The sequence below is a fragment of the Gillisia limnaea DSM 15749 genome, assembly GCF_000243235.1.
Taxonomy (GTDB): Bacteria; Bacteroidota; Bacteroidia; order Flavobacteriales; family Flavobacteriaceae; genus Gillisia; species Gillisia limnaea.
This window is the reverse complement of sequence record NZ_JH594606.1, coordinates 643,599-662,833: the sequence shown is the minus strand read 5'-3', so window position 1 is coordinate 662,833 and position 19,235 is coordinate 643,599. Positions and strand designations below refer to the sequence as shown.

18 protein-coding genes and 1 pseudogene are annotated in these 19,235 nt (G+C 37.5%); 15 read left to right on the top strand and 4 right to left on the bottom strand.

The window, feature by feature from the left end; translation table 11 throughout:
- Together GILLI_RS18510 and htpG are read right to left on the bottom strand one after the other, a co-directional pair.
- On the bottom strand, positions 1 to 654 hold a 654-nt coding region (locus GILLI_RS18510; RefSeq protein WP_006987960.1), incomplete at its 3' end, for a hypothetical protein.
- 369 nt (positions 655 to 1,023) lie between these two features.
- Positions 1,024 to 2,910 carry a molecular chaperone HtpG gene (htpG, locus tag GILLI_RS04630; RefSeq protein WP_006987959.1) on the bottom strand — a complete coding sequence of 629 codons (1,887 nt, stop codon included), beginning with the start codon at positions 2,908 to 2,910 and terminating at the stop codon, positions 1,024 to 1,026.
- 221 nt (positions 2,911 to 3,131) lie between these two features.
- On the opposite strand from htpG, the gene GILLI_RS04625 reads away from it, so the two are divergent.
- Both GILLI_RS04625 and GILLI_RS04620 read left to right on the top strand, forming a co-directional pair.
- Positions 3,132 to 3,815 carry a TetR family transcriptional regulator C-terminal domain-containing protein gene (locus tag GILLI_RS04625; protein ID WP_006987958.1) on the top strand — a complete coding sequence of 228 codons (684 nt, stop codon included), beginning with the start codon at positions 3,132 to 3,134 and terminating at the stop codon, positions 3,813 to 3,815.
- Between the two features lie 78 nt (positions 3,816 to 3,893).
- Complete coding sequence (locus GILLI_RS04620; RefSeq protein ID WP_006987957.1) at positions 3,894 to 5,201, top strand: ABC1 kinase family protein; 1,308 nt, start codon at positions 3,894 to 3,896, stop codon at positions 5,199 to 5,201.
- Between the two features lie 243 nt (positions 5,202 to 5,444).
- On the opposite strand, the gene GILLI_RS04615 is transcribed toward GILLI_RS04620, so the two are convergent.
- Positions 5,445 to 7,901, bottom strand: a complete 2,457-nt coding sequence (locus GILLI_RS04615) for a S9 family peptidase (protein ID WP_006987956.1) — start codon at positions 7,899 to 7,901, stop codon at positions 5,445 to 5,447.
- A 139-nt stretch (positions 7,902 to 8,040) separates the two neighbouring features.
- Here GILLI_RS04615 and GILLI_RS04610 point away from each other — a divergent pair, with 139 nt between their 5' ends.
- Both GILLI_RS04610 and GILLI_RS04605 read left to right on the top strand, forming a co-directional pair.
- Positions 8,041 to 9,051 carry a 3-oxoacyl-ACP synthase III family protein gene (locus GILLI_RS04610; RefSeq protein WP_006987955.1) on the top strand — a complete coding sequence of 337 codons (1,011 nt, stop codon included), beginning with the start codon at positions 8,041 to 8,043 and terminating at the stop codon, positions 9,049 to 9,051.
- Positions 9,052 to 9,503: 452 nt separating this feature from the next.
- On the top strand, positions 9,504 to 9,869 hold the full coding sequence (locus GILLI_RS04605) for a CoA-binding protein (RefSeq protein ID WP_006987954.1): 366 nt from the start codon (positions 9,504 to 9,506) through the stop codon (positions 9,867 to 9,869).
- On the opposite strand, the gene GILLI_RS04600 is transcribed toward GILLI_RS04605, so the two are convergent.
- Entirely contained in the window at positions 9,840 to 11,285 is a 1,446-nt protein-coding gene (locus tag GILLI_RS04600; RefSeq protein ID WP_006987953.1) for a sodium:solute symporter, read from the bottom strand. The genes GILLI_RS04605 and GILLI_RS04600 overlap by 30 nt on opposite strands.
- A gap of 105 nt (positions 11,286 to 11,390) precedes the next feature.
- On the opposite strand from GILLI_RS04600, the gene recR reads away from it, so the two are divergent.
- The 11 genes and pseudogenes from recR to GILLI_RS04550 all read left to right on the top strand — a co-directional run.
- Entirely contained in the window at positions 11,391 to 12,008 is a 618-nt protein-coding gene (gene recR, locus GILLI_RS04595) for a recombination mediator RecR (RefSeq protein WP_006987952.1), read from the top strand.
- Between the two features lie 315 nt (positions 12,009 to 12,323).
- Positions 12,324 to 13,634 carry a dihydrolipoamide acetyltransferase family protein gene (locus GILLI_RS04590; RefSeq protein ID WP_006987951.1) on the top strand — a complete coding sequence of 437 codons (1,311 nt, stop codon included), beginning with the start codon at positions 12,324 to 12,326 and terminating at the stop codon, positions 13,632 to 13,634.
- Between the two features lie 160 nt (positions 13,635 to 13,794).
- Positions 13,795 to 14,571, top strand: a complete 777-nt coding sequence (locus tag GILLI_RS04585; RefSeq protein ID WP_006987950.1) for a 3'-5' exonuclease — start codon at positions 13,795 to 13,797, stop codon at positions 14,569 to 14,571.
- A gap of 39 nt (positions 14,572 to 14,610) precedes the next feature.
- On the top strand, positions 14,611 to 15,225 hold the full coding sequence (locus tag GILLI_RS04580; protein WP_006987949.1) for a fumarylacetoacetate hydrolase family protein: 615 nt from the start codon (positions 14,611 to 14,613) through the stop codon (positions 15,223 to 15,225).
- Positions 15,226 to 15,567, top strand: coding sequence for an Hpt domain-containing protein (locus GILLI_RS04575; RefSeq protein ID WP_006987948.1), 342 nt, complete (start codon positions 15,226 to 15,228; stop codon positions 15,565 to 15,567).
- A complete protein-coding gene (locus GILLI_RS04570; RefSeq protein ID WP_006987947.1) occupies positions 15,567 to 16,817 on the top strand; it encodes a competence/damage-inducible protein A in 1,251 nt (416 codons plus the stop codon). Before GILLI_RS04575 ends, GILLI_RS04570 begins: the two co-directional genes overlap by 1 nt.
- Positions 16,818 to 16,953: 136 nt before the next feature.
- Complete coding sequence (gene rpmB / locus GILLI_RS04565) at positions 16,954 to 17,193, top strand: 50S ribosomal protein L28 (RefSeq protein ID WP_006987946.1); 240 nt, start codon at positions 16,954 to 16,956, stop codon at positions 17,191 to 17,193.
- A 24-nt stretch (positions 17,194 to 17,217) separates the two neighbouring features.
- A complete protein-coding gene (gene rpmG / locus GILLI_RS04560) occupies positions 17,218 to 17,400 on the top strand; it encodes a 50S ribosomal protein L33 (protein ID WP_006987945.1) in 183 nt (60 codons plus the stop codon).
- Positions 17,401 to 17,407: 7 nt separating this feature from the next.
- Entirely contained in the window at positions 17,408 to 17,560 is a 153-nt protein-coding gene (locus tag GILLI_RS17965) for a DUF4295 domain-containing protein (RefSeq protein ID WP_006987944.1), read from the top strand.
- A 146-nt stretch (positions 17,561 to 17,706) separates the two neighbouring features.
- Complete coding sequence (gene ftsY / locus GILLI_RS04555) at positions 17,707 to 18,663, top strand: signal recognition particle-docking protein FtsY (protein ID WP_006987943.1); 957 nt, start codon at positions 17,707 to 17,709, stop codon at positions 18,661 to 18,663.
- A 212-nt stretch (positions 18,664 to 18,875) separates the two neighbouring features.
- Positions 18,876 to 19,235: pseudogene (locus tag GILLI_RS04550) on the top strand (glycoside hydrolase family 65 protein); the annotation flags it as partial.

Sequence of the window (19,235 nt, the reverse complement as noted above, 5' to 3'; positions counted from 1 at the left end):
AATCCTTGTAACTATCACATGAGGATTTTCTTCAGCCTTTTCTATCGCTGTTCCAAAAGTAACGATATAAACCGCGGAGTGTAAAAGTCCTGTTTCTGGTTCCTGGTAGATTATATACCAGTCTTTGGAAGAGTCTCCTATTTGGTTTTCAAAGGCTAGTTTACCTCGATTAAAGGAATCTCCGGCAATTTTTTGAGAGCCCAAAACTTCCCAATTTGTTCCGGGATCGGTTAGTTTAAAAGGTAAAGCAAAAAAATACTGCCAGGTAAACATATCAAATCTGGCTCCTTTTTCTTCGGCTATCTTAGGACACAAAAATACTTCCTTACCATCATAGATCAATTTAGCACCATCTTCTTTATCAATCCGGATCTTTGAGGAGTTCGTTAAACTTGTTATTTTACCCGAAAACCGGGGATTACCTCCAAAAGTTAAATCGATATCAAATGCTACCGCTTTATAGGTGTTCCAGGTTTCCTTATTATGGGCACTTTCTATATTTTGTGCAAAGGCCACGGCAGGTGAAACAGCCCCGTCTCCTATTCCTTCATCCGGTTCTGTCATTATCTTCTCATCTGCCAGCGGTTCTTTTTTTTCATTTTGATTGCAACTAAAAACGACCATTATCAATAAACTAAGGAGCGTACGTTTCATATTTTGTAATTTTGAAGTTGTAAGTTACAAAAGCTTTTCACAAGCATAGAAAAATGGTAGTATTCTTAACGTTTTCTCCTAGCAAGTCTTCGATGCACGCCCTTTGGTCTATAATTTATCTAATAGCTACATGTAGCTTCCGTTTTGTTTACTTCCTTGGCTTGCTGCGAGGTAATTGATTGAAATAAAATCAATTCTTTGGCGAATTTTTAATCCCCCATTGAGGGTTTAATTCCCCGAGGTTCTTGATTCTGTGAGAATAAAAAAACCGCTTTGAGTTATTGCTAACACCAAAGCGGTTTTAATCCCTCATTGAGGGTTTAATTCCCTGAGGTTTTTGATTTATTAAAGTTCTGCAACTGAAGAGCTTTATTTCACCATTTCAAAACTGCGTTTTATAAAGGCGGTCAATTCTTCACCCTTCAATAGGTTTTGAGACAAGCGTGCAAGATCAAGTGATTGCTTGATAAGACGTTCCTGTTTTTTCTCGGTTTTAGAATTTAAAATTTGAGAGATGAGTTCGTGATTGGTATTTACCACAAGATTGTACATCTCCGGCATATTGCCCATTCCAAACATTCCACCGCCACCGGTTTGTTGCATTTCCTTCATCCTGCGCATAAATTCCGGCTGCGTGATAATAAGTGGTGCAGCAGTACTGTCCATAGCTTCCAGTTGAACACTGTATTTTTCTTTTGGCACTACCTTTTCGAAATCGGTTTTTAGTTTCTCCAGTTCTTCTTCAGATAGTTTGGAGATCTTATCATCCTCTTTCTTGATCAAATTGTCAACGTGATCACTATCCACCCGTACAAAAGAGATATTTTCTTTTGAGGATTCCAATTTTTGAATAAGGTGTGAAATAATTGGAGAATCCAGCAATAACACTTCATATCCTTTATCCTTTGCGGCTTCAACAAAACTATGCTGTGTATCTTCGTTGGAAGCATACAGGATCACCGTATTACCATCTTTATCTGTCTGGGTATCTTTTATTTTCTCCAGCAGTTCATCAAAAATGTAATACTTCTTATCCACTGTAGGATAAAGCGCGAATTTATCGGCTTTTTCATAGAATTTATCTTCAGAAAGCATTCCGTATTCAATCACGATCTTGATATCGTTCCATTTCTTTTCAAAATCTTCTCTGTTGTTATTAAACAAAGACTTCAACTTATCTGCAACTTTTCGGGTGATGTAGCTGGAAATTTTCTTAACCGCTCCATCTGCCTGAAGATACGATCGCGAAACGTTCAACGGAATGTCCGGAGAATCGATTACTCCACGCAACATAGTTAAAAATTCCGGTACTATACCTTCAACGTTGTCGGTTACATATACCTGATTTTGATACAACTGTATTTTATCCTTCTGAATATTCATATCCTGCCCCATTTTTGGGAAATATAATATTCCGGTAAGGTTAAAAGGATAATCCACGTTCAGGTGTATATGGAATAACGGGTCCTCAAATTGCATAGGATACAATTCCCGGTAAAAATTCTTGTAGTCCTTATCTTCAAGCTCTGTAGGCTGCTTGGTCCACGCAGGATTTGGATTATTTATAATATTGTCTACCGTGATTGTTTCAGGTTTTGCGTCCTCGGGTGCATCTTCCGGAAGAGGAAGTGTTTCTTCTTTGGTTCCAAATTTTATAGGGATTTGCATAAATTTGTTATACTTCACCAATAATTCCCTAATTCTTTCCTCTTTTAGGAATTGTTTATCCTCTTCATTTATATGAAGGATAATTTCTGTTCCCCGGTCCTTTTTTTCTCCTTCTTCAATAGTAAAATCGGTGGTTCCTTCGCATATCCAATGGGCTGCAGGCTCATCTTTGTAGGATTTAGTAAGGATTTCCACTTTGTTAGCCACCATAAAGGAAGAATAGAACCCAAGACCAAAATGCCCAATAATTCCTGTATCTTTTGCTGAATCCTTATATTTTTCAAGAAATTCTTCAGCTCCGGAAAAAGCTACTTCGTTGATGTATTTCTCAACCTCTTCCCGGGACATCCCAATTCCCTGATCTATAATATGCAGCGTTTTGTTTTCCTCGTCAATTTTAACTTCAATCGTAGGATTGCCATATTCCACATCGGTTTCTCCAATAGTAGAAAGATGTTTCATTTTTATAGTTGCATCTGTCGCATTGGAGATCAACTCCCGCAAAAAGATTTCATGATCGCTGTAAAGAAATTTCTTTATAAGAGGGAAAATGTTCTCTACAGATACATTAATTTTTCCTGTTGCCATATATTCTAGTATTTAGTTGAATGTTTATTTCCTAACCTATAGTCAAAAAAAATACCAACTAAATTCCGCTGACAAACTGACACCCGTAATTAAGTAAGCCAGACTTCGTCTAAGATTTGAATCTATTAAAAAGAGCATTAAAATATTTAACAAATTATTTTGTTTAATTATTGCTTTAAAAGATTAAACAGTATGTATCTTTGTAAAAGAAAGAAAGAATTATGGCAACGAAACAAAAGAAAACAGCATCAAAATTGGTGAAGGAAACTAAAGTTACTCAGGACCAATTAATACGTCTTTATATGGAATACGTTCTGGAGCATGAAAAAATGCCCAAAAGCGTTTATAAATTCTGCAAGGACAATGATATTACCGAAGGGCAGTTCTACGATTTTTACGGAAATTTTGATGGCCTGAAAAAAGGTATCTGGACAAAATTCTATGATAATACAATGCTTGTAATTGAAAAAAGTCCCGAATTTGATACGTTCTCAACCCGGGAAAAATTACTGACTTTTTATTATACTTTTTTCGAATTATTAACAGCAAACAGAAGTTATGTCTTGTACACACTTACTGAAAATGCTGAAATGATGAAAAATCTGGATCAGTTAAAAGGGCTTAGAAGAAAAGTGAAAGGTTTTGCAAATGAATTGATTCGTGAGGGAAATGAAGATAAATCCTCAAAAATTTTGAAACAGTCGGAAACTATTTTTTCCGAAGCTACCTGGGTGCAACTTTTATTTATTATCAAATTTTGGATGGATGATAATTCCGCACAATTTGAAAGTACAGATGTGGTAATAGAAAAATCTGTAAATACGGTTTTTGATCTTTTTGACAACACACCACTGGAAAGAATCCTGGATTTGGGTAAATTTTTATGGAAAGAAAAAATGGCGTAATCCCTCTATATCAACTTCACAGATAGTATATCCTCACTTTTTAGAGCTGTCTGTGAGTTTTTTTAAACCCAAAACAATATGAACACAATAGATAAAATACCCACAGGAAAACTTGGAAGAACCAGTAAAATGGTTCAAACCGGAGTAAAAGTTGGTGGGAACTACATAAAGTATTATAGTAAAAAGGCGTTTGATTCAAGCCTTACACGAGATGAGTTGGATGAAAGCAATGCTACAGATATTTACGACGGATTAAAGAGTTTGAAAGGAAGTGCTTTAAAGGTTGCTCAAATGCTTTCCATGGAAAAGAGCCTTCTGCCAAACGCCTATGTAGAAAAATTTTCGTTAGCGCAATTCAGCGTTCCGCCCTTATCGGCTCCTTTGGTTCGAAAAACTTTTAAAAAATACAATGGGGAATACCCCGAAGATCTATATGATACTTTTGCAACCCAATCGGTAAATGCGGCCAGCATCGGTCAGGTGCACCGCGCGACAAAAGATGGGAAGAAACTTGCTGTGAAAATCCAATATCCGGGGGTTGCAGATAGTATCAGTTCAGATCTTGCAATGGTGAAGCCCATTGCAACAAGAATGTTCAACCTTCAGGGAAAAGATTCTGAAAAATATTTTAAGGAAGTGGAAGGGAAACTCCTCGAGGAAACAGATTATATCCTGGAAGTTAAACAAAGCAAAGCTATTTCTGAAGCCTGTAAACATATTCCTAATCTAAAATTTCCGAAATACTATGAAGATCTTTCCAGTGAAAGAATTATCACCATGGACTGGATGGAAGGAGAGCATTTAAGTGAATTTGCGAAAAAGAATAACGATCAGGTACTAGCTAATAAAATAGGGCAGACCTTGTGGGATTTTTATATGTATCAAATGCACCACCTTAAAGAATTGCATGCCGATCCTCATCCCGGAAATTTCCTGATAGATAAGGAAGAGAATTTGATTGCGATAGATTTTGGGTGTGTGAAACAAGTCCCTGATGATTTTTATGTTCCCTATTTTGAATTGGCAAATAAGGAAAATATCAATAATCCTGAATTTTTTAATGAAAAGATGTATCAACTTGAAATTCTTCGAAAAGATGATTCACAAAAGGAGATCACGTTCTTTTCAGAATTGTTTTATGAAATGTTGAGTTTATTCACTAGTCCGTTTCACAACGAAACCTTTGATTTTGCAGACGAAACTTTTTGGTCGAAAATAACAGAATTAGGAGAAAAATACAGCAAAGATTCCGAATTACGAAAAATGAACGGAAACCGGGGTAGCAAACACTTTTTGTATATCAACAGAACATTTTTTGGGCTATATAATATGCTTCATGATTTAAAGGCAAAAGTTGAAATCAACAATTATAAAAAATATATTTAAGACTTTATTTATTGGTTAGGTTGTTAGGAGAGTGTGGCTATTTTATAGTCACGCTCTCTGCATTTATAGAAAAACCAAATGTATTGAAATTCCATTTCCATACATTTTAGAATGATTGTTTCGATAAAATCATAAAAGGCTGCAGAACCAAAGTTTTGCAGCCTTTTATTTAACAATAGGTTTAATTCCCCGTGAAATTGATTCCAGGTAATTCATTCAAATTAGAACATCAAAGTTCACATCCTAATTTTTTATCGCTTCTTCAGGTTGTTCTATCGATGTTTTCTCTTTGTTTTTCACATATTTTTCAAGCCATTGGTCTTGTTCCCAAAGCACGTGTAATACAGATTCTTTTGCGCTGTACCCATGGCTTTCCTTTGGAAGCATCACTAAACGGGCAGTTGCTCCCAAACCTTTTAATGCGTTGAAATAACGTTCACTTTGCATAGGATAGGTACCGGAGTTATTATCGGCTTCTCCATGGATTAGCAATAAAGGGGTTTTCATCTTATCAACGTGCATAAATGGTGACATTGCATTATACACTTCCGGTGCTTCCCAATAATTTCGTTCCTCACTTTGAAAACCAAAGGGAGTTAAAGTCCTGTTATAGGCTCCGCTCCTCGCAATTCCCGCTGCAAATAAATTAGAATGTGAAAGCAGGTTCGCGGTCATAAATGCACCATAACTGTGGCCGCCAACCGCAACGCGATCGCGGTCTATAAAACCAAGTTCGTCTACCGCATCTATTGCCGCTTTTCCGTTTGCAACAAGTTGCTTTCTAAAACTGTCATTTGGCTGTTCCTCACCTTCTCCCACAATTGGGAAAGCGGCATCATCTAAAACAACATAACCACGATTTACCCAGTAAATTGGTGATCCGTAATAGGGATACGTGAAATCATTGGCATTCGATGTGTTTTGCGCGGCAGAGGATTTGTCTTTAAACTCTCTTGGATAGGCCCAAAGGACCATCGGTAATTTCGTACCGGAATTTTTATCATAATTGGCAGGAAGGTATAATGTACCGCTTAATTCAAGTCCGTCGTCTCTCTTGTATGTGATCACTTCCTTATGAACCTCTTCCAAAGCTTTAAAAGGATTCACAAAACTGGTGATTTGCGTAAGATCATTTTTAGAATCAATATTCCTGATGTAATAATTTGGATATTCTGCAGATGCTTCTATTCGCACTAAAAGTTTTCCATTTTTAATATCGATCGCTTCTACAAGGGATTCTTTTTTATCTGTGTATTCAGATTGATACAACCTTTTGGTTTCCCCATTTTTCAAATTGATCTCATCTACAAAAGGAAACTGTCCTTCTTCAGAAAAACCATCTCCCAATAAGAAGGCCTTGTTATTATCCATGGAAAGCACGGTTGCTCCAAATTGATTCTTTTTTGTTACAAAACTTCCCGGGTCGTTGTATCTATCCTGATAATTTCGGTCAAATAGTACTTTTGGTGCTTTATTGGGTTGTGAAGGATCAAAGACATAGGTGCGGGAGTTTCTGGTGTTCCACCAGCTATCGTACGCAATTGCGGTGTTATTATCACCCCAGATTATTCCTGAGAAACGATCTTTTGTCTTCAGGATAGATTTGCCTTCTCCTGTAAAGGGAGCATTCAGCAAAAATACTTCATCGCGAAATGCAACTTCATTTTCAGGATCTCCACCATCCAAAACTTTTGCATACACCAGGGTAGCCGGTACATCACTTCTCCAGGATAAATCTCGTCTTCCTTTTCTTTCAGCCATAAAACCCTGCGGAAGATCTTCGATTAAAGGAACATCATTTACTTTGGAAATTTCCTTCCCTTCTTTGTCATAAATAATGCTTTCTGAAGGAAATCTGTTATAAGGAACCAAATAGGAAAAAGGTTTTTTAATACTTGTAACCATTACATAATTCCCATCTGGAGAAAAGGAAATGCCGCTATACATTTTTGACTCTTTCCAGTCCTTCTTTGTGCCTCCCATAGAAACTTTTACAAGGGAAGCTTTTGCCAGTTGTTCAAAATTATATTCATCATTAGGATTTTGCAAAAGATCCTGATAGGTTCTGTTTTGAGCTTTGCTTCCGTCGCTTACAGAAACTGTAGGACCTTCGGGTATTGCGGTTGCACTGTTGATCAATTCTTTTCGGTTCTCCGGTATCATTTTTACCAGTACGGCAGAATTATCCTTGAACCAATTGATCACATCACGCATATTGGCATTCAAATTCCCATCGGTTAATTTTCTTGCCTGTCCTGTGGAGATTTCCAATACCCAAAGTTCAACCCCGGTATCGGTTGTATGGGTCATCGCTATTTTTGTTTCATCCGGAGACCAGGTGAAATTGGTCAACTTTGGATTTTCTGGCAATCCTTTCACCTCCATTGGTTCTTTGGCATTTACCGCTTTTACCTGCACATTGTTATAAAAGGTTGCTCTACTGTTAATGTTTGTAACAGGATTTATACGCAGGCCACCAAGGCGCATTTCGGTTTCACTTAATTCTGCGATGGATTTATATTGATCCCGGTATAAAAAAACCATCATTTCGCCTTTGCTGTCAATAATGGTTGTTGGGGCAAGCGGAACATCTACCAGCTCCAGGATTTCCTGTGGAGGTTTTTGATACGTCAGGTTTTCCTGAGCCGTTGCCGTAAAAAGGAAACTTGCTGTAAGAAAACAGAAAATTAATTTCTTCATAAATATAATTATTAACGGGTTTATAAAAGCGCGGCAATAAATAAGCGGTAGAGGTTAATCTTTCTTATATTGCAAGGCAAAATATATTAAAAACTTAAATTTAGTAATAAATAATATTAATTTCATAATTTCTTCAACTATGTATCAATCTAAAATTGCCGGTTTGGGGAGTTATTTGCCGGAAAATGTTGTGACTAACGACGATCTTTCAAAACTGATGGATACCAATGATGCCTGGATTCAGGAAAGAACCGGGATCAAAGAGCGCAGGCATATCAAAAAAGGGGATGGCAATTCTACGGCTACTATGGGGGCCAAGGCCGCCAGGATAGCTATAGAACGCTCGGGAATTGCAAAGGATGATTTAGATATGATCGTTTTTGCAACCTTAAGTCCAGATTATTATTTTCCGGGTTGTGGCGTGCAGGTTCAGGAAATACTCGATATAAAAACAATTCCTGCTTTAGATGTACGAAACCAGTGCAGCGGGTTTATTTATGCGCTTTCCGTGGCCGATCAGTTTATAAAAACCGGAATGTATAAAAACATATTGGTTATTGGTAGTGAAAACCATAGCGGTGGACTGGATTTTACGGATCGTGGCCGATCTATTTCCGTGATTTTCGGGGATGGTGCAGGAGCTGCGGTTTTAACAAGGACCAATCACATTAGCCAGGGAATCCTTTCCACTCATTTGCATTCTGAAGGAAAAAATGCGATGGAGCTTTCCTTAAGAGCTCCAAGTACAGAGTACTGGGTTCCACAGATTATTGCCGAAAATCCTCAGGGAGATGATATTCCTTATTACCCTTACATGAATGGTCAGTTTGTTTTCAAGAATGCCATCCAGCGTTTTTCTGAAGTGATCATGGAAGGATTAAAAGCGAATGGACTTGAGGTGAGTGATATAGATATGCTTATCCCACACCAGGCGAACCTTCGAATTTCACAGTTTGTTCAGCAAAAATTTAAACTCAGCGACGAGCAGGTTTATAATAACATTCAGAAATATGGAAATACTACAGCAGCTTCCATTCCTATTGCACTAACAGAAGCCTGGGAAAACGGAAAAATTAAAGAAGGAGATCTCGTGGTTCTGGCCGCTTTTGGAAGCGGATTTACCTGGGGAAGCGCAATTATTGAGTGGTAGTTTGGGAATTTAGATATTAGATTACAGAGAATAGAATATAGATAAAAGCGCCAGTAGAAAAATAGAACAATCAACTTTCAAAATTTAAAATTCAAGAATAAAAATGAGTTCTTAGATTTTTTGGGTTATTTGCTAAAAGTGGAAGAGATTATTTCTGCGAAAATCTGCGAGTTCAGCGGGAGATAAACTATAAGTGGCATTAATTTTTAAAACGGTCAATGCTAAACAAGAATAGAGAACAGGTGGGAGATAAAAGCTAAAAAATATTCTAAAACAGGAAAGCAAAAAATAAAAGTAATAAACCCACCTTCAAATAGAAGATGGGTTTCCTGTTACACCGGGTAAGCCAACCATCTCAACCTTCCCGGTTTCACAGCGAGCTTCAGTTTACAATAAAGACAAGCAGACCCGGAATTTGTTACAATGCTGGTTTTATGCTAAATTTGTATCTTATGGAAAACAAGAAAACATTGGTTTTGGGGGCTTCCTTAAATACTTCAAGATATTCCAACCTTGCTATAAACAGATTGGTTGCTTATAAACACCCTGTTGTAGCGGTTGGATTAAGAAAAGGTGAAGTAGCCGGTGTTCCTATTGCTACTGAAAAGGAAAGTTTTGAAGAGGTAGATACCGTAACTTTATATCTAAACCCTAAAAGACAGGTGGAGTATTATGATTACATTCTTTCGCTTAATCCACAACGGGTGATCTTCAATCCCGGCACAGAAAACCCTGAATTATTTGAGCTTCTGAAAAAAAACAAAATCGAATTTGAAGTTGCCTGCACCTTAATCATGCTTGGTACGAATCAATACTAGCCCCAGGAAAGTTAAAAGTCCGTTTAAGATAAGCACAAAAAATCCGAATTCAAATCCAAACCAGATTTCACTGTTACTGCTTATCAAATAGGTGATAATAGGTGATAATATGGCTATTAACGGTACCCATTTGTCTATTATTTTCCATTTTGTAAACAGTCCAAAACTGTAAAGTCCCAATAATGGTCCATAGGTATATCCTGCAAAAACGAATAATTTTGCGATGACACTTTCATCTTTTATCAGGTATTTAAAGATGATGATCACGAGGATTAGTACCACAGAGACACCCACGTGTATCTGCTTTCGAACTACTTCCTGTTTTGCTTTTGAATATCGTTTTTCAATATCCATAATATCGATGCTAAACGAAGTAGTGAGCGCGGTTAATGCACTGTCTGCACTGCTATATGCAGCTGCTATAAGCCCTAGTATGAAAAATATTGCAATCCCAAATCCCAGGTCGCTTTGTGTTGCTATTACCGGGAATAATTCATCTTTAAAAGATTCTATTCCATTGGTTCGTGCGAATTCGGTCAATAAAACCCCTAGGGCCAAAAAGACCAGGTTAACAAAAGTGAGCACAATAGTGAACCAGAACATATTTTTTTGAGCATCTTTCAAATTTCTGCAGGTTAGGTTTTTTTGCATCATATCCTGGTCCAGTCCTGTCATAACAATGGCGATAAAAGCTCCGGATATAAACTGTTTCCAGAAATAATCGGCACTTCTAAAATCATCAAAAAAGAAAATCTTAGACAATTCACTATTGGAAATATGCGAGATAAGATCGCCTCCCTGGATTCCGAGATCATCAGAAATGTAATAAATGCTTACTCCTACCGCTATAAGCATACAAAGCGTTTGGAGGGTATCTGTGTAAACAATTGTTTTTATCCCAGATTTAAATGTATAAATCCAAATAAGGGCAATGGTCATAATCACTGTGGCCCAAAAGGGTATTCCCAGGGCATCGAATAATATGATCTGCAAAACATTTGCTACCAGGAATAATCTAAAACTGGATCCTACTACTCTTGAAAGCAGAAAAAAAGAAGCCCCGGTTTTATAGGAATATTTACCAAACCTGCTTTCCAGATAGGTATAAATAGAGGTGAGGTTCATCCGGTAATAAAGCGGAAGCAAAACGGTTCCTATGATTAGGTATCCAACAATATATCCCAGTACAACCTGCATATAACTAAACTGGCTGGCTTCAACCCAACCGGGCACCGATATAAAGGTAACCCCGCTCAGGGAGGCACCTATCATTCCAAAAGCCACCAAATACCAGGGAGATTGCCTGTTAGCTTTAAAGAATGTTTCATTATTGGAATCTTTTCCGGTGAAATAGGAGATGATCAATAAAGCACCAAAATAAGCGGCGATAAGCAGAAGGATATAGAGGGGTTGCATAGAAGATTGATTTCGGGAGCAAATTACAAATAATGCATTAATTTACAACCGGCATTCTGCGGCTTAATTTTATTGATTTGAAGTAAAAAAACGTAATTTTGGAACATGGATTTTTCTTCAAAATTATTGGAACAGGCCGTAGCCGAAATGTCCCAGCTTCCGGGAGTGGGCAAGCGTACCGCACTAAGACTTGTGCTGCATTTATTAAAGCAACCGGCAGACCAAACCACACAACTCTCAGAAGCTTTGGTGAATTTGCGTACAAAAATCAAACTTTGTAATAACTGTCATAATATCAGCGATACAGAATTATGTGAGATTTGTTCCAATAAAAACAGGATCCGTGAGATCGTTTGCGTAGTGGAAGATATCCGGGATGTGATGGCCATTGAAAATACAAGTCAGTACCGCGGATTGTATCACGTTCTGGGAGGAAAAATTAGTCCTATGGATGGGATTGGTCCGTCACAGTTGACGATAAAATCCCTTATAGAAAAAGTGAAAGTAGGAGAAATTGAAGAGATTATTTTTGCTCTGAGCTCAACTTTGGAAGGGGATACTACCAATTTTTATATTTTTAAACAGCTCGGGGGATTAAAGGTGAAAACCTCCACTATTGCTCGCGGAATCTCGGTAGGTGATGAGCTGGAATATGCAGATGAGGTTACCCTGGGTAGGAGTATAACCAATAGAATACCATTTGAAGGTTCGCTTAAAAACTGATTTCATCAGAGATACCAATAACCTCCTGGTGAGCCTTAGGGGTTTGTAAAAGGAAGAAACTTCCATAATATCGATGAAATCCCAAATGCGGAATCGGGTAGATATCTGGGAAATTAAACCAGCTTGTGGGATTAAAACAGGTTCGTTCTTTTTATTTTCAGGATCTGAAACTGTATTTTTACAGAAAGAGAAATGATTGAAGCAGAGCGGGTAAATACATATAAAAATAATTTTATTGAATATTTAATACTAAGAATGCGTTAAAATAAGTAATTTCGCAATCAGTATTACAAAAAACATCTTTGAGATAATAATATGGCAAAGTTTGAACTAAAGTTGCCCAAGATGGGCGAAAGTGTTGCAGAAGCAACCATTACAAATTGGTTAAAGGAAGTAGGAGATAGCATTGAAGCCGATGAGGCCGTACTGGAGATCGCTACAGATAAAGTGGATAGTGAAGTTCCAAGTGAGGTCGATGGTATCCTGGTGGAAAAACTTTTTGAAGCCGATGATTTAGTACAGGTAGGACAAACTATTGCGATTATTGAAGTCAAGGATGGAAAAGAAACCGCTGAAACCACTTCGGCAGAATCGGAAGAACCAGCTGAGGAAGTTATGGTAGAGGAAGCTGAAGAGTTTGTTGCTTCAGCAGAACAAAGCATACAATCCTCTCCTGAATTCTATGCAGATTCCACGAAATTTTATTCTCCTCTGGTAAAAAATATAGCTAAGAAAGAAGGCATTTCCTTAAGTGAACTCGAAAGTCTTGAAGGGTCCGGAAAAGATGGCCGGGTCACCAAAAATGATATTTTGGAGTATGTGGAGACCCGTTCTTCTAAACCAACACAACAAAAAGCACCTGCAGCAAGGCCAGAGCCTTCTGTTCAAAAACAAGCAGCTCCAATAAGTGTTAACGGGGAGGATGAAATAATTGAAATGAGCAGAATGGGTAAAATGATCGCCCATCATATGGTAGAGAGTAATCTTACTTCTGCCCATGTTCAGTCTTTTATTGAAGTTGATGTAACCAATATCTGGAACTGGAGAAATAAGCATAAAAACGAATTTGAGAAACGCGAGGGTGAAAAACTCACCTTTACCCCAATATTTATGGAAGCCGTTGCCAAGGCGATCAAGGATTTTCCAATGGTCAATATTGCTGTAGATGGTGACAAAATCATAAAAAGGAAGAATATCAATCTGGGAATGGCTGCCGCGCTTCCCGATGGGAACTTAATTGTTCCGGTTATTAAAAATGCAGACAGGTTGAATCTGGTTGGTATGGCCAAGGCGGTTAATGATCTTGCCAATAGGGCAAAAACCAATAAGCTTAAGCCGGACGATATTCAGGGAGGAACTTATACTGTTACCAATGTAGGAACTTTTGGAAGTATTATGGGGACACCCATAATCAACCAGCCACAGGTAGCGATTTTAGCCCTGGGAGCTATTCGAAAAGTACCTGCGGTAATCGAAACTCCTGAAGGTGATTTTATAGGGATCCGTCATAAAATGTTCCTTTCTCATAGTTATGATCACCGGGTCGTAAACGGTGCGCTGGGAGGACAATTTGTTCAAAGAGTAGCGCAATATTTAGAGTCTTTTGATAAGAACAGGGATATTTAAAATAGAATCATCTAAGTAAATGAGCCGCATGATCACAGGAATAAATTCTGTAATTATGCGGCTTATTGTTTTTTTAACTGATGAGTTTTCATTTTCTGAAAGAGTTTGAAAAAAAATCAAACTTTTAAATTATAGTATATTTACAAAAAAAATAGTTGTTATGGAGTTAAAGCTTACCAAGCCTATATGTTTTTTCGATTTGGAAACCACCGGAATGAACCTGTCAAAAGACCGGATCGTGGAAATTTCAATATTAAAGGTCTTTCCAAATGGAAATAAGGAAAGCAAGACCTGGCTGGTAAATCCGGAGATGAAAATCCCAGATGAGGTAATCGCTATTCACGGAATTACAAATGAGAAAGTAGCCGAAGAACCTACTTTTAAGCAGTTGGCACCACAAATCCATGAAATGATTAAATCCTGTGATTTGGGAGGGTATAATTCTAATAGATTTGATATTCCTTTGCTTGTTGAAGAGTTGCTTAGGGTGGGAATTGATTTTGAGATGAAAAATGTGGTTTCGGTAGATGTTCAAACAATTTTCCATAAAAAGGAGCAACGAACCCTTTCTGCGGCCTATCAGTTTTATTGTGAGAAAAATCTTGAAGGTGCCCATTCAGCTGAAGCAGATACGAATGCAACCTATGAGATATTAAAATCACAATTGGATAAATATGAAGATTTAACCAATGATATGGCCTGGTTGGGAGAGTATAGTTCCCGTAGGAAGTTTGCAGATTTTGCCGGTTTTATAGGGTATGACAAAAAAGGAGATGAGGTTTTTGCCTTTGGAAAATATAAAGGTAGGATTGTAGAAAAAGTATTGGAAGAGGAGCCGGGTTATTTCGGATGGATACAAAATGCCGACTTTCCTCTATACACCAAAAAAGTGCTTACTGCTATTAAACTAAGAAAGCTCAATACGAAATTGAAATAACCACATAAAATAGAGTTCAAAGTAAAATCTTCAGCTTAAATGAAAATAATTTGTATTGGTAGGAATTATAGTGAACATATTTCGGAATTAAATAATGAGCGTCCGGAAGAACCGGTCATCTTTTTAAAACCGGATACTGCTGTTTTATTGAAAAAACAGCCCTTCTTTATCCCCGATTTTTCTAATGATGTGCATTATGAAGTAGAACTCCTGGTCAAGATTAAAAAAGTTGGGAAATATATCCAGGAAAAATTCGCTCATAAATACTATGATGAAATAGGATTAGGGATCGATTTTACTGCGAGAGACCTTCAGCAAAAATTAAAGGAAAAGGGATTGCCATGGGAAAAATCTAAGGCTTTTGATGGAGCTGCTGTAATTGGAGAAAAATGGATGGATAAAAATTCTTTCAGCAATTTAAATAATATTAACTTTAGCTTGCTAAAAAACGGGGAGTGCGTTCAAACTGGCAATACCGGCAGCATGCTTTGGAAAACAGATGAAATAATCTCCTATGTTTCTCAATTTTTCACTTTAAAAATTGGAGATATATTATTTACAGGGACTCCTCAGGGTGTAGGAAAAGTTTCGGTTAACGATACATTGACGGGTTTTATAGAAAAAGAACAATTTTTTTCAATTAACGTAAAATAGATGAGTAATTATTACAATTTAGAGGCAGTAAATGAGATGGCTGGCGGTGATGATGATTTCGTGAAAGTGATTGTAGAAACATTTCTGGAGGAAATTCCGCCAGATGTACGTTCTATGAGTGAAGCTATAGATAGCAATAATCCTAAACTTGCATATCAATATGCCCACAAAATGAAGCCAAACCTGGCGCTTTTTGGTTTGGACTTAATGGATCAAATCCTTGTGATAGAAGCCTGGTCTAAAGGCAAAACTAATATGGAAAGCGCTGAAAGTGCCGGCAGAAAAATTTCTGATAAAGTGACGCTGTCGGAACAGGAGCTGAAGAAAGATTATCAGCTCTAATGACCGCTGAAATAATTACCATTGGAGATGAGATTTTAATTGGACAGATTGTAGATTCCAATTCTGCATTTATCGCCCAAAATTTAAATAAAATCGGGATTTCCGTTCATCAAATCACCTCCATAGAGGATGATAAATCGCACATCTTACAAACCCTTGAGGAAGCTTCAGTAAGAGCAGATGTTATTATTATCACCGGTGGGCTGGGTCCCACAAACGATGATGTGACAAAGAATACTTTATGTGAATATTTTGACGATATTCTTGTGAATAATGAAGAAGTTCTGGAGCACGTAGAAGAACTTTTCGCCAAACATATTTCAACGCCTATTTCAAACTTAAACAGGGAACAGGCTTTGGTTCCATCTAAAGCACATATTTTGTTCAATAAATATGGCACAGCGCCCGGTTTATGGTTGAAGAAGGGGGAGAAGGTTTTTATCGCTATGCCCGGAGTTCCTTTTGAGATGAAAATGATGATGGAGCTCGAGGTTATTCCTAAACTTAAGAAAGAATTCAAACGATCTTTTATTTTTCACAAAACAATAAAAACCTACGGTTTGGGTGAGAGTGCAATTGCACTTAGAATTGAGGAATGGGAAAGGAATTTGCCTGTTTCGATTAAACTGGCCTATTTGCCTGCACTTGGAAAAGTAAGGTTGAGATTGTCAGGAAAAGGGGAGAATGAGGAGGAACTAAAGTTGGCTATTGAACATGAATTTGAGAAAATATATCCACTTCTGGAAGATATCATTTCAGATTACAGCGGTGATGATGATGATATTACATTGACAATAAATAAATTATTGGTTGCCAAAAAGTGTTTTTTAGCTGTTGCTGAAAGTTGTACAGGCGGAGAAATCGCGGCTGAGTTTACCGCGAATCCAGGAGCTTCTAATTGTTTTAAGGGTGGAACTGTAACTTATGCAACCCAATCAAAATTGGATATTCTTGGGGTTCCTGCCGGTTTAATCGAAAAACACAGCGTGGTAAGCGCAGAGGTTTGCGAAGCGATGGCTAAAAATGTCAAAAAAATGTTTAAGTCGGATTATGCGTTGGCAACAACAGGAAATGCAGGGCCCACAAAAGGGGATAGCGATGCAGAAGTTGGAACGGTTTATATTAGCTTAGCGACCCCCGAGGGTGTCTTTTCTAAAAAATTCATATTGGGAAAAAGCAGGGAGCAAGTGGTTAAAAAGGCTGTGGCTAAGGCTTTTGAGATGCTTCTGAAAGAACTAAACGGGAAATAGACTGTTTCAGAAGGACCAATACGTACTGATAATCCGGAAAAAAACAAGAAATATTTTTTAATTTAGTGTTGGCTGTTATGTAAAAATATCGTTAATTTGCAGCCTGTTTGGAAATAACAAAATAAAGATTATAACAATGTCAAGAGTTTGTGAGCTTACGGGTAAAAAGGCAATGGTAGGGAACAATGTATCCCACGCTATGAATAAAACCAAACGTAAATTTAATATTAACTTATTAAAGAAACGTTTTTATATTCCTGAAGAAGATAAATGGATAACCTTAAAAATTTCCACTTCTGCATTAAAAAACATCAATAAAAAAGGTATCTCTGCTGTCATCAAAGAAGCAAGGGAAAAAGGATATTTGAATAAATAATCCTCACCACTAAGACACAGTAATATGGCAAAGAAAGGTAATAGAATACAGGTAATCTTAGAGTGTACAGAGCATAAAGCATCGGGTAAGCCGGGTACCTCAAGATATATTTCAACAAAAAATAAAAAGAACACACCGGATAGATTGGAGTTAAAGAAATTTAACCCAATCCTTAAGAAAATGACGGTTCATAAAGAGATAAAATAATTAAGCCATGGCAAAGAAATCAGTAGGTACAATACAAACAGGAACAAAAAGATTGAGCAAGGCCATTAAAATGGTGAAATCCCCTAAAACAGGTGCTTACACGTTTGTGGAAAGCATTATGGCTCCTGACCAGGTAAATGACTTTCTTGCTAAAAAGTAAGTTATTTCAAAAATATTTTGAAAGGCCGTTCCGATAACAAATCGGAACGGCCTTTTTGTTTTTTGTGTATATTTACAAGCGGAAAATGCAGCCTGTTTTATTTTTGTGTTGCACCCCTGTTGCCAGTTAAAAACCTTCCAGTAAAAATGAGTTTATTTAAAAAGATATTTTCTAAAGAAAAAAAAGAAACCCTCGATAAAGGTTTAGAAAAGTCCAAGGACAATTTCCTGTCAAAAATGAGCAAGGCCGTGGCCGGAAAGTCCAAAGTGGATGAAGACGTTCTGGATGATTTGGAAGAGGTTTTAATAAGCAGTGATGTAGGAGTTACAACAACAATAAAGATTATAAGACGTATCGAAGAGCGGGTTGCAAGGGATAAATATTTAGGAACTGCAGAGCTTAATGAGATCTTAAAGGAAGAGATCGCAGGGTTGTTATCTGAAACCGATTCTGGAGATACCGATGGGTTTAATTTCAAAAGCGATGGAAAACCCTATGTGATCATGGTAGTAGGCGTGAATGGAGTTGGGAAGACCACAACTATTGGAAAGTTGGCATATCAGTTTAAAAAAGATGGAAAGAAAGTATTGCTGGGTGCTGCAGATACGTTTCGCGCAGCGGCTATAGATCAGCTTCAAATTTGGGCCGACAGAACTCAGGTTCCAATGATCAAACAACAAATGGGAAGCGATCCTGCCTCGGTAGCTTTTGATGCCGTTCAAAGCGGGGTTACTCAAGGTTCAGATGTAGTTATTATTGATACCGCCGGAAGGTTACACAATAAAGTGAACCTGATGAATGAACTTACCAAGGTGAAAAGAGTCATGCAAAAAGTCATTCCCGGTGCTCCACATGAGGTGTTGCTCGTTCTTGATGGATCTACAGGTCAAAATGCTTTCGAGCAGGCAAAACAATTCACTGCCGCTACCGAAGTTACTTCCCTGGCGGTTACAAAACTCGATGGTACCGCAAAGGGTGGAGTTGTGATAGGAATCAGTGATCAATTTAAGATCCCGGTGAAATACATTGGAATAGGCGAAGGCCTGGAAGACCTTCAGGTATTTAACAAATTTGAATTTGTAGATTCCTTTTTCAAAAAATAATCGATTTAAGTTAATTAGCTATATATTTTATGAAATGAGCATAACGCGGATATGAAACAAACACCGATGAAGATATGCGAATTGCATATGCCAATTAAAAACAATAAATATCTAAATATGAAAAATAAATACTTTTTGATCCTCATTCTTTTTTTCCACAACGCTTTGGAGTCAGTCGCCAAAGAACCCTTGGTCCATTTCCAGACGGAAAAGTGGACGCCTACACCGGAATTGTTGCGGCAAACGGCCGAATTGGGATCTTGCCGGAAGACAAACCTTTTGAGGTGCGTTCTATTATTTTAAATAATGTGTATGACAAGGAATCCCCGCTTGGAGTGAGTAAAATCTTAGTAGGAATGAACTTTGGGAACCTGGAAATGGAAATTGACGGGGAGAAGATTACCGAAAATAATGTTTCCAACTGGATGCAAACCTTGAACATGAAAGAAGCAGCTTTTACAACATCCTTTGATTTTAAGGATAAAGCGCAAATTTCATATACCATTTATGCACTTCGGAATGTTCAATATACCGGATACATAGATTTTAAGGTGCAGGCTAAAACCGATATT

Excerpts from the sequence above, each read along its gene's own strand:
- htpG (WP_006987959.1), bottom strand. The coding sequence starts at position 2,910 with ATGGCAACAGGAAAAATTAATGTATCTGTAGAGAACATTTTCCCTCTT.
- GILLI_RS04625 (WP_006987958.1), top strand. The coding sequence starts at position 3,132 with ATGGCAACGAAACAAAAGAAAACAGCATCAAAATTGGTGAAGGAAACT.
- GILLI_RS04620 (WP_006987957.1), top strand. The coding sequence starts at position 3,894 with ATGAACACAATAGATAAAATACCCACAGGAAAACTTGGAAGAACCAGT.
- GILLI_RS04615 (WP_006987956.1), bottom strand. The coding sequence starts at position 7,901 with ATGAAGAAATTAATTTTCTGTTTTCTTACAGCAAGTTTCCTTTTTACG.
- GILLI_RS04610 (WP_006987955.1), top strand. The coding sequence starts at position 8,041 with ATGTATCAATCTAAAATTGCCGGTTTGGGGAGTTATTTGCCGGAAAAT.
- GILLI_RS04605 (WP_006987954.1), top strand. The coding sequence starts at position 9,504 with ATGGAAAACAAGAAAACATTGGTTTTGGGGGCTTCCTTAAATACTTCA.
- GILLI_RS04600 (WP_006987953.1), bottom strand. The coding sequence starts at position 11,285 with ATGCAACCCCTCTATATCCTTCTGCTTATCGCCGCTTATTTTGGTGCT.
- recR (WP_006987952.1), top strand. The coding sequence starts at position 11,391 with ATGGATTTTTCTTCAAAATTATTGGAACAGGCCGTAGCCGAAATGTCC.
- GILLI_RS04590 (WP_006987951.1), top strand. The coding sequence starts at position 12,324 with ATGGCAAAGTTTGAACTAAAGTTGCCCAAGATGGGCGAAAGTGTTGCA.
- GILLI_RS04585 (WP_006987950.1), top strand. The coding sequence starts at position 13,795 with ATGGAGTTAAAGCTTACCAAGCCTATATGTTTTTTCGATTTGGAAACC.
- GILLI_RS04580 (WP_006987949.1), top strand. The coding sequence starts at position 14,611 with ATGAAAATAATTTGTATTGGTAGGAATTATAGTGAACATATTTCGGAA.
- GILLI_RS04575 (WP_006987948.1), top strand. The coding sequence starts at position 15,226 with ATGAGTAATTATTACAATTTAGAGGCAGTAAATGAGATGGCTGGCGGT.
- GILLI_RS04570 (WP_006987947.1), top strand. The coding sequence starts at position 15,567 with ATGACCGCTGAAATAATTACCATTGGAGATGAGATTTTAATTGGACAG.
- rpmB (WP_006987946.1), top strand. The coding sequence starts at position 16,954 with ATGTCAAGAGTTTGTGAGCTTACGGGTAAAAAGGCAATGGTAGGGAAC.
- rpmG (WP_006987945.1), top strand. The coding sequence starts at position 17,218 with ATGGCAAAGAAAGGTAATAGAATACAGGTAATCTTAGAGTGTACAGAG.
- GILLI_RS17965 (WP_006987944.1), top strand. The coding sequence starts at position 17,408 with ATGGCAAAGAAATCAGTAGGTACAATACAAACAGGAACAAAAAGATTG.
- ftsY (WP_006987943.1), top strand. The coding sequence starts at position 17,707 with ATGAGTTTATTTAAAAAGATATTTTCTAAAGAAAAAAAAGAAACCCTC.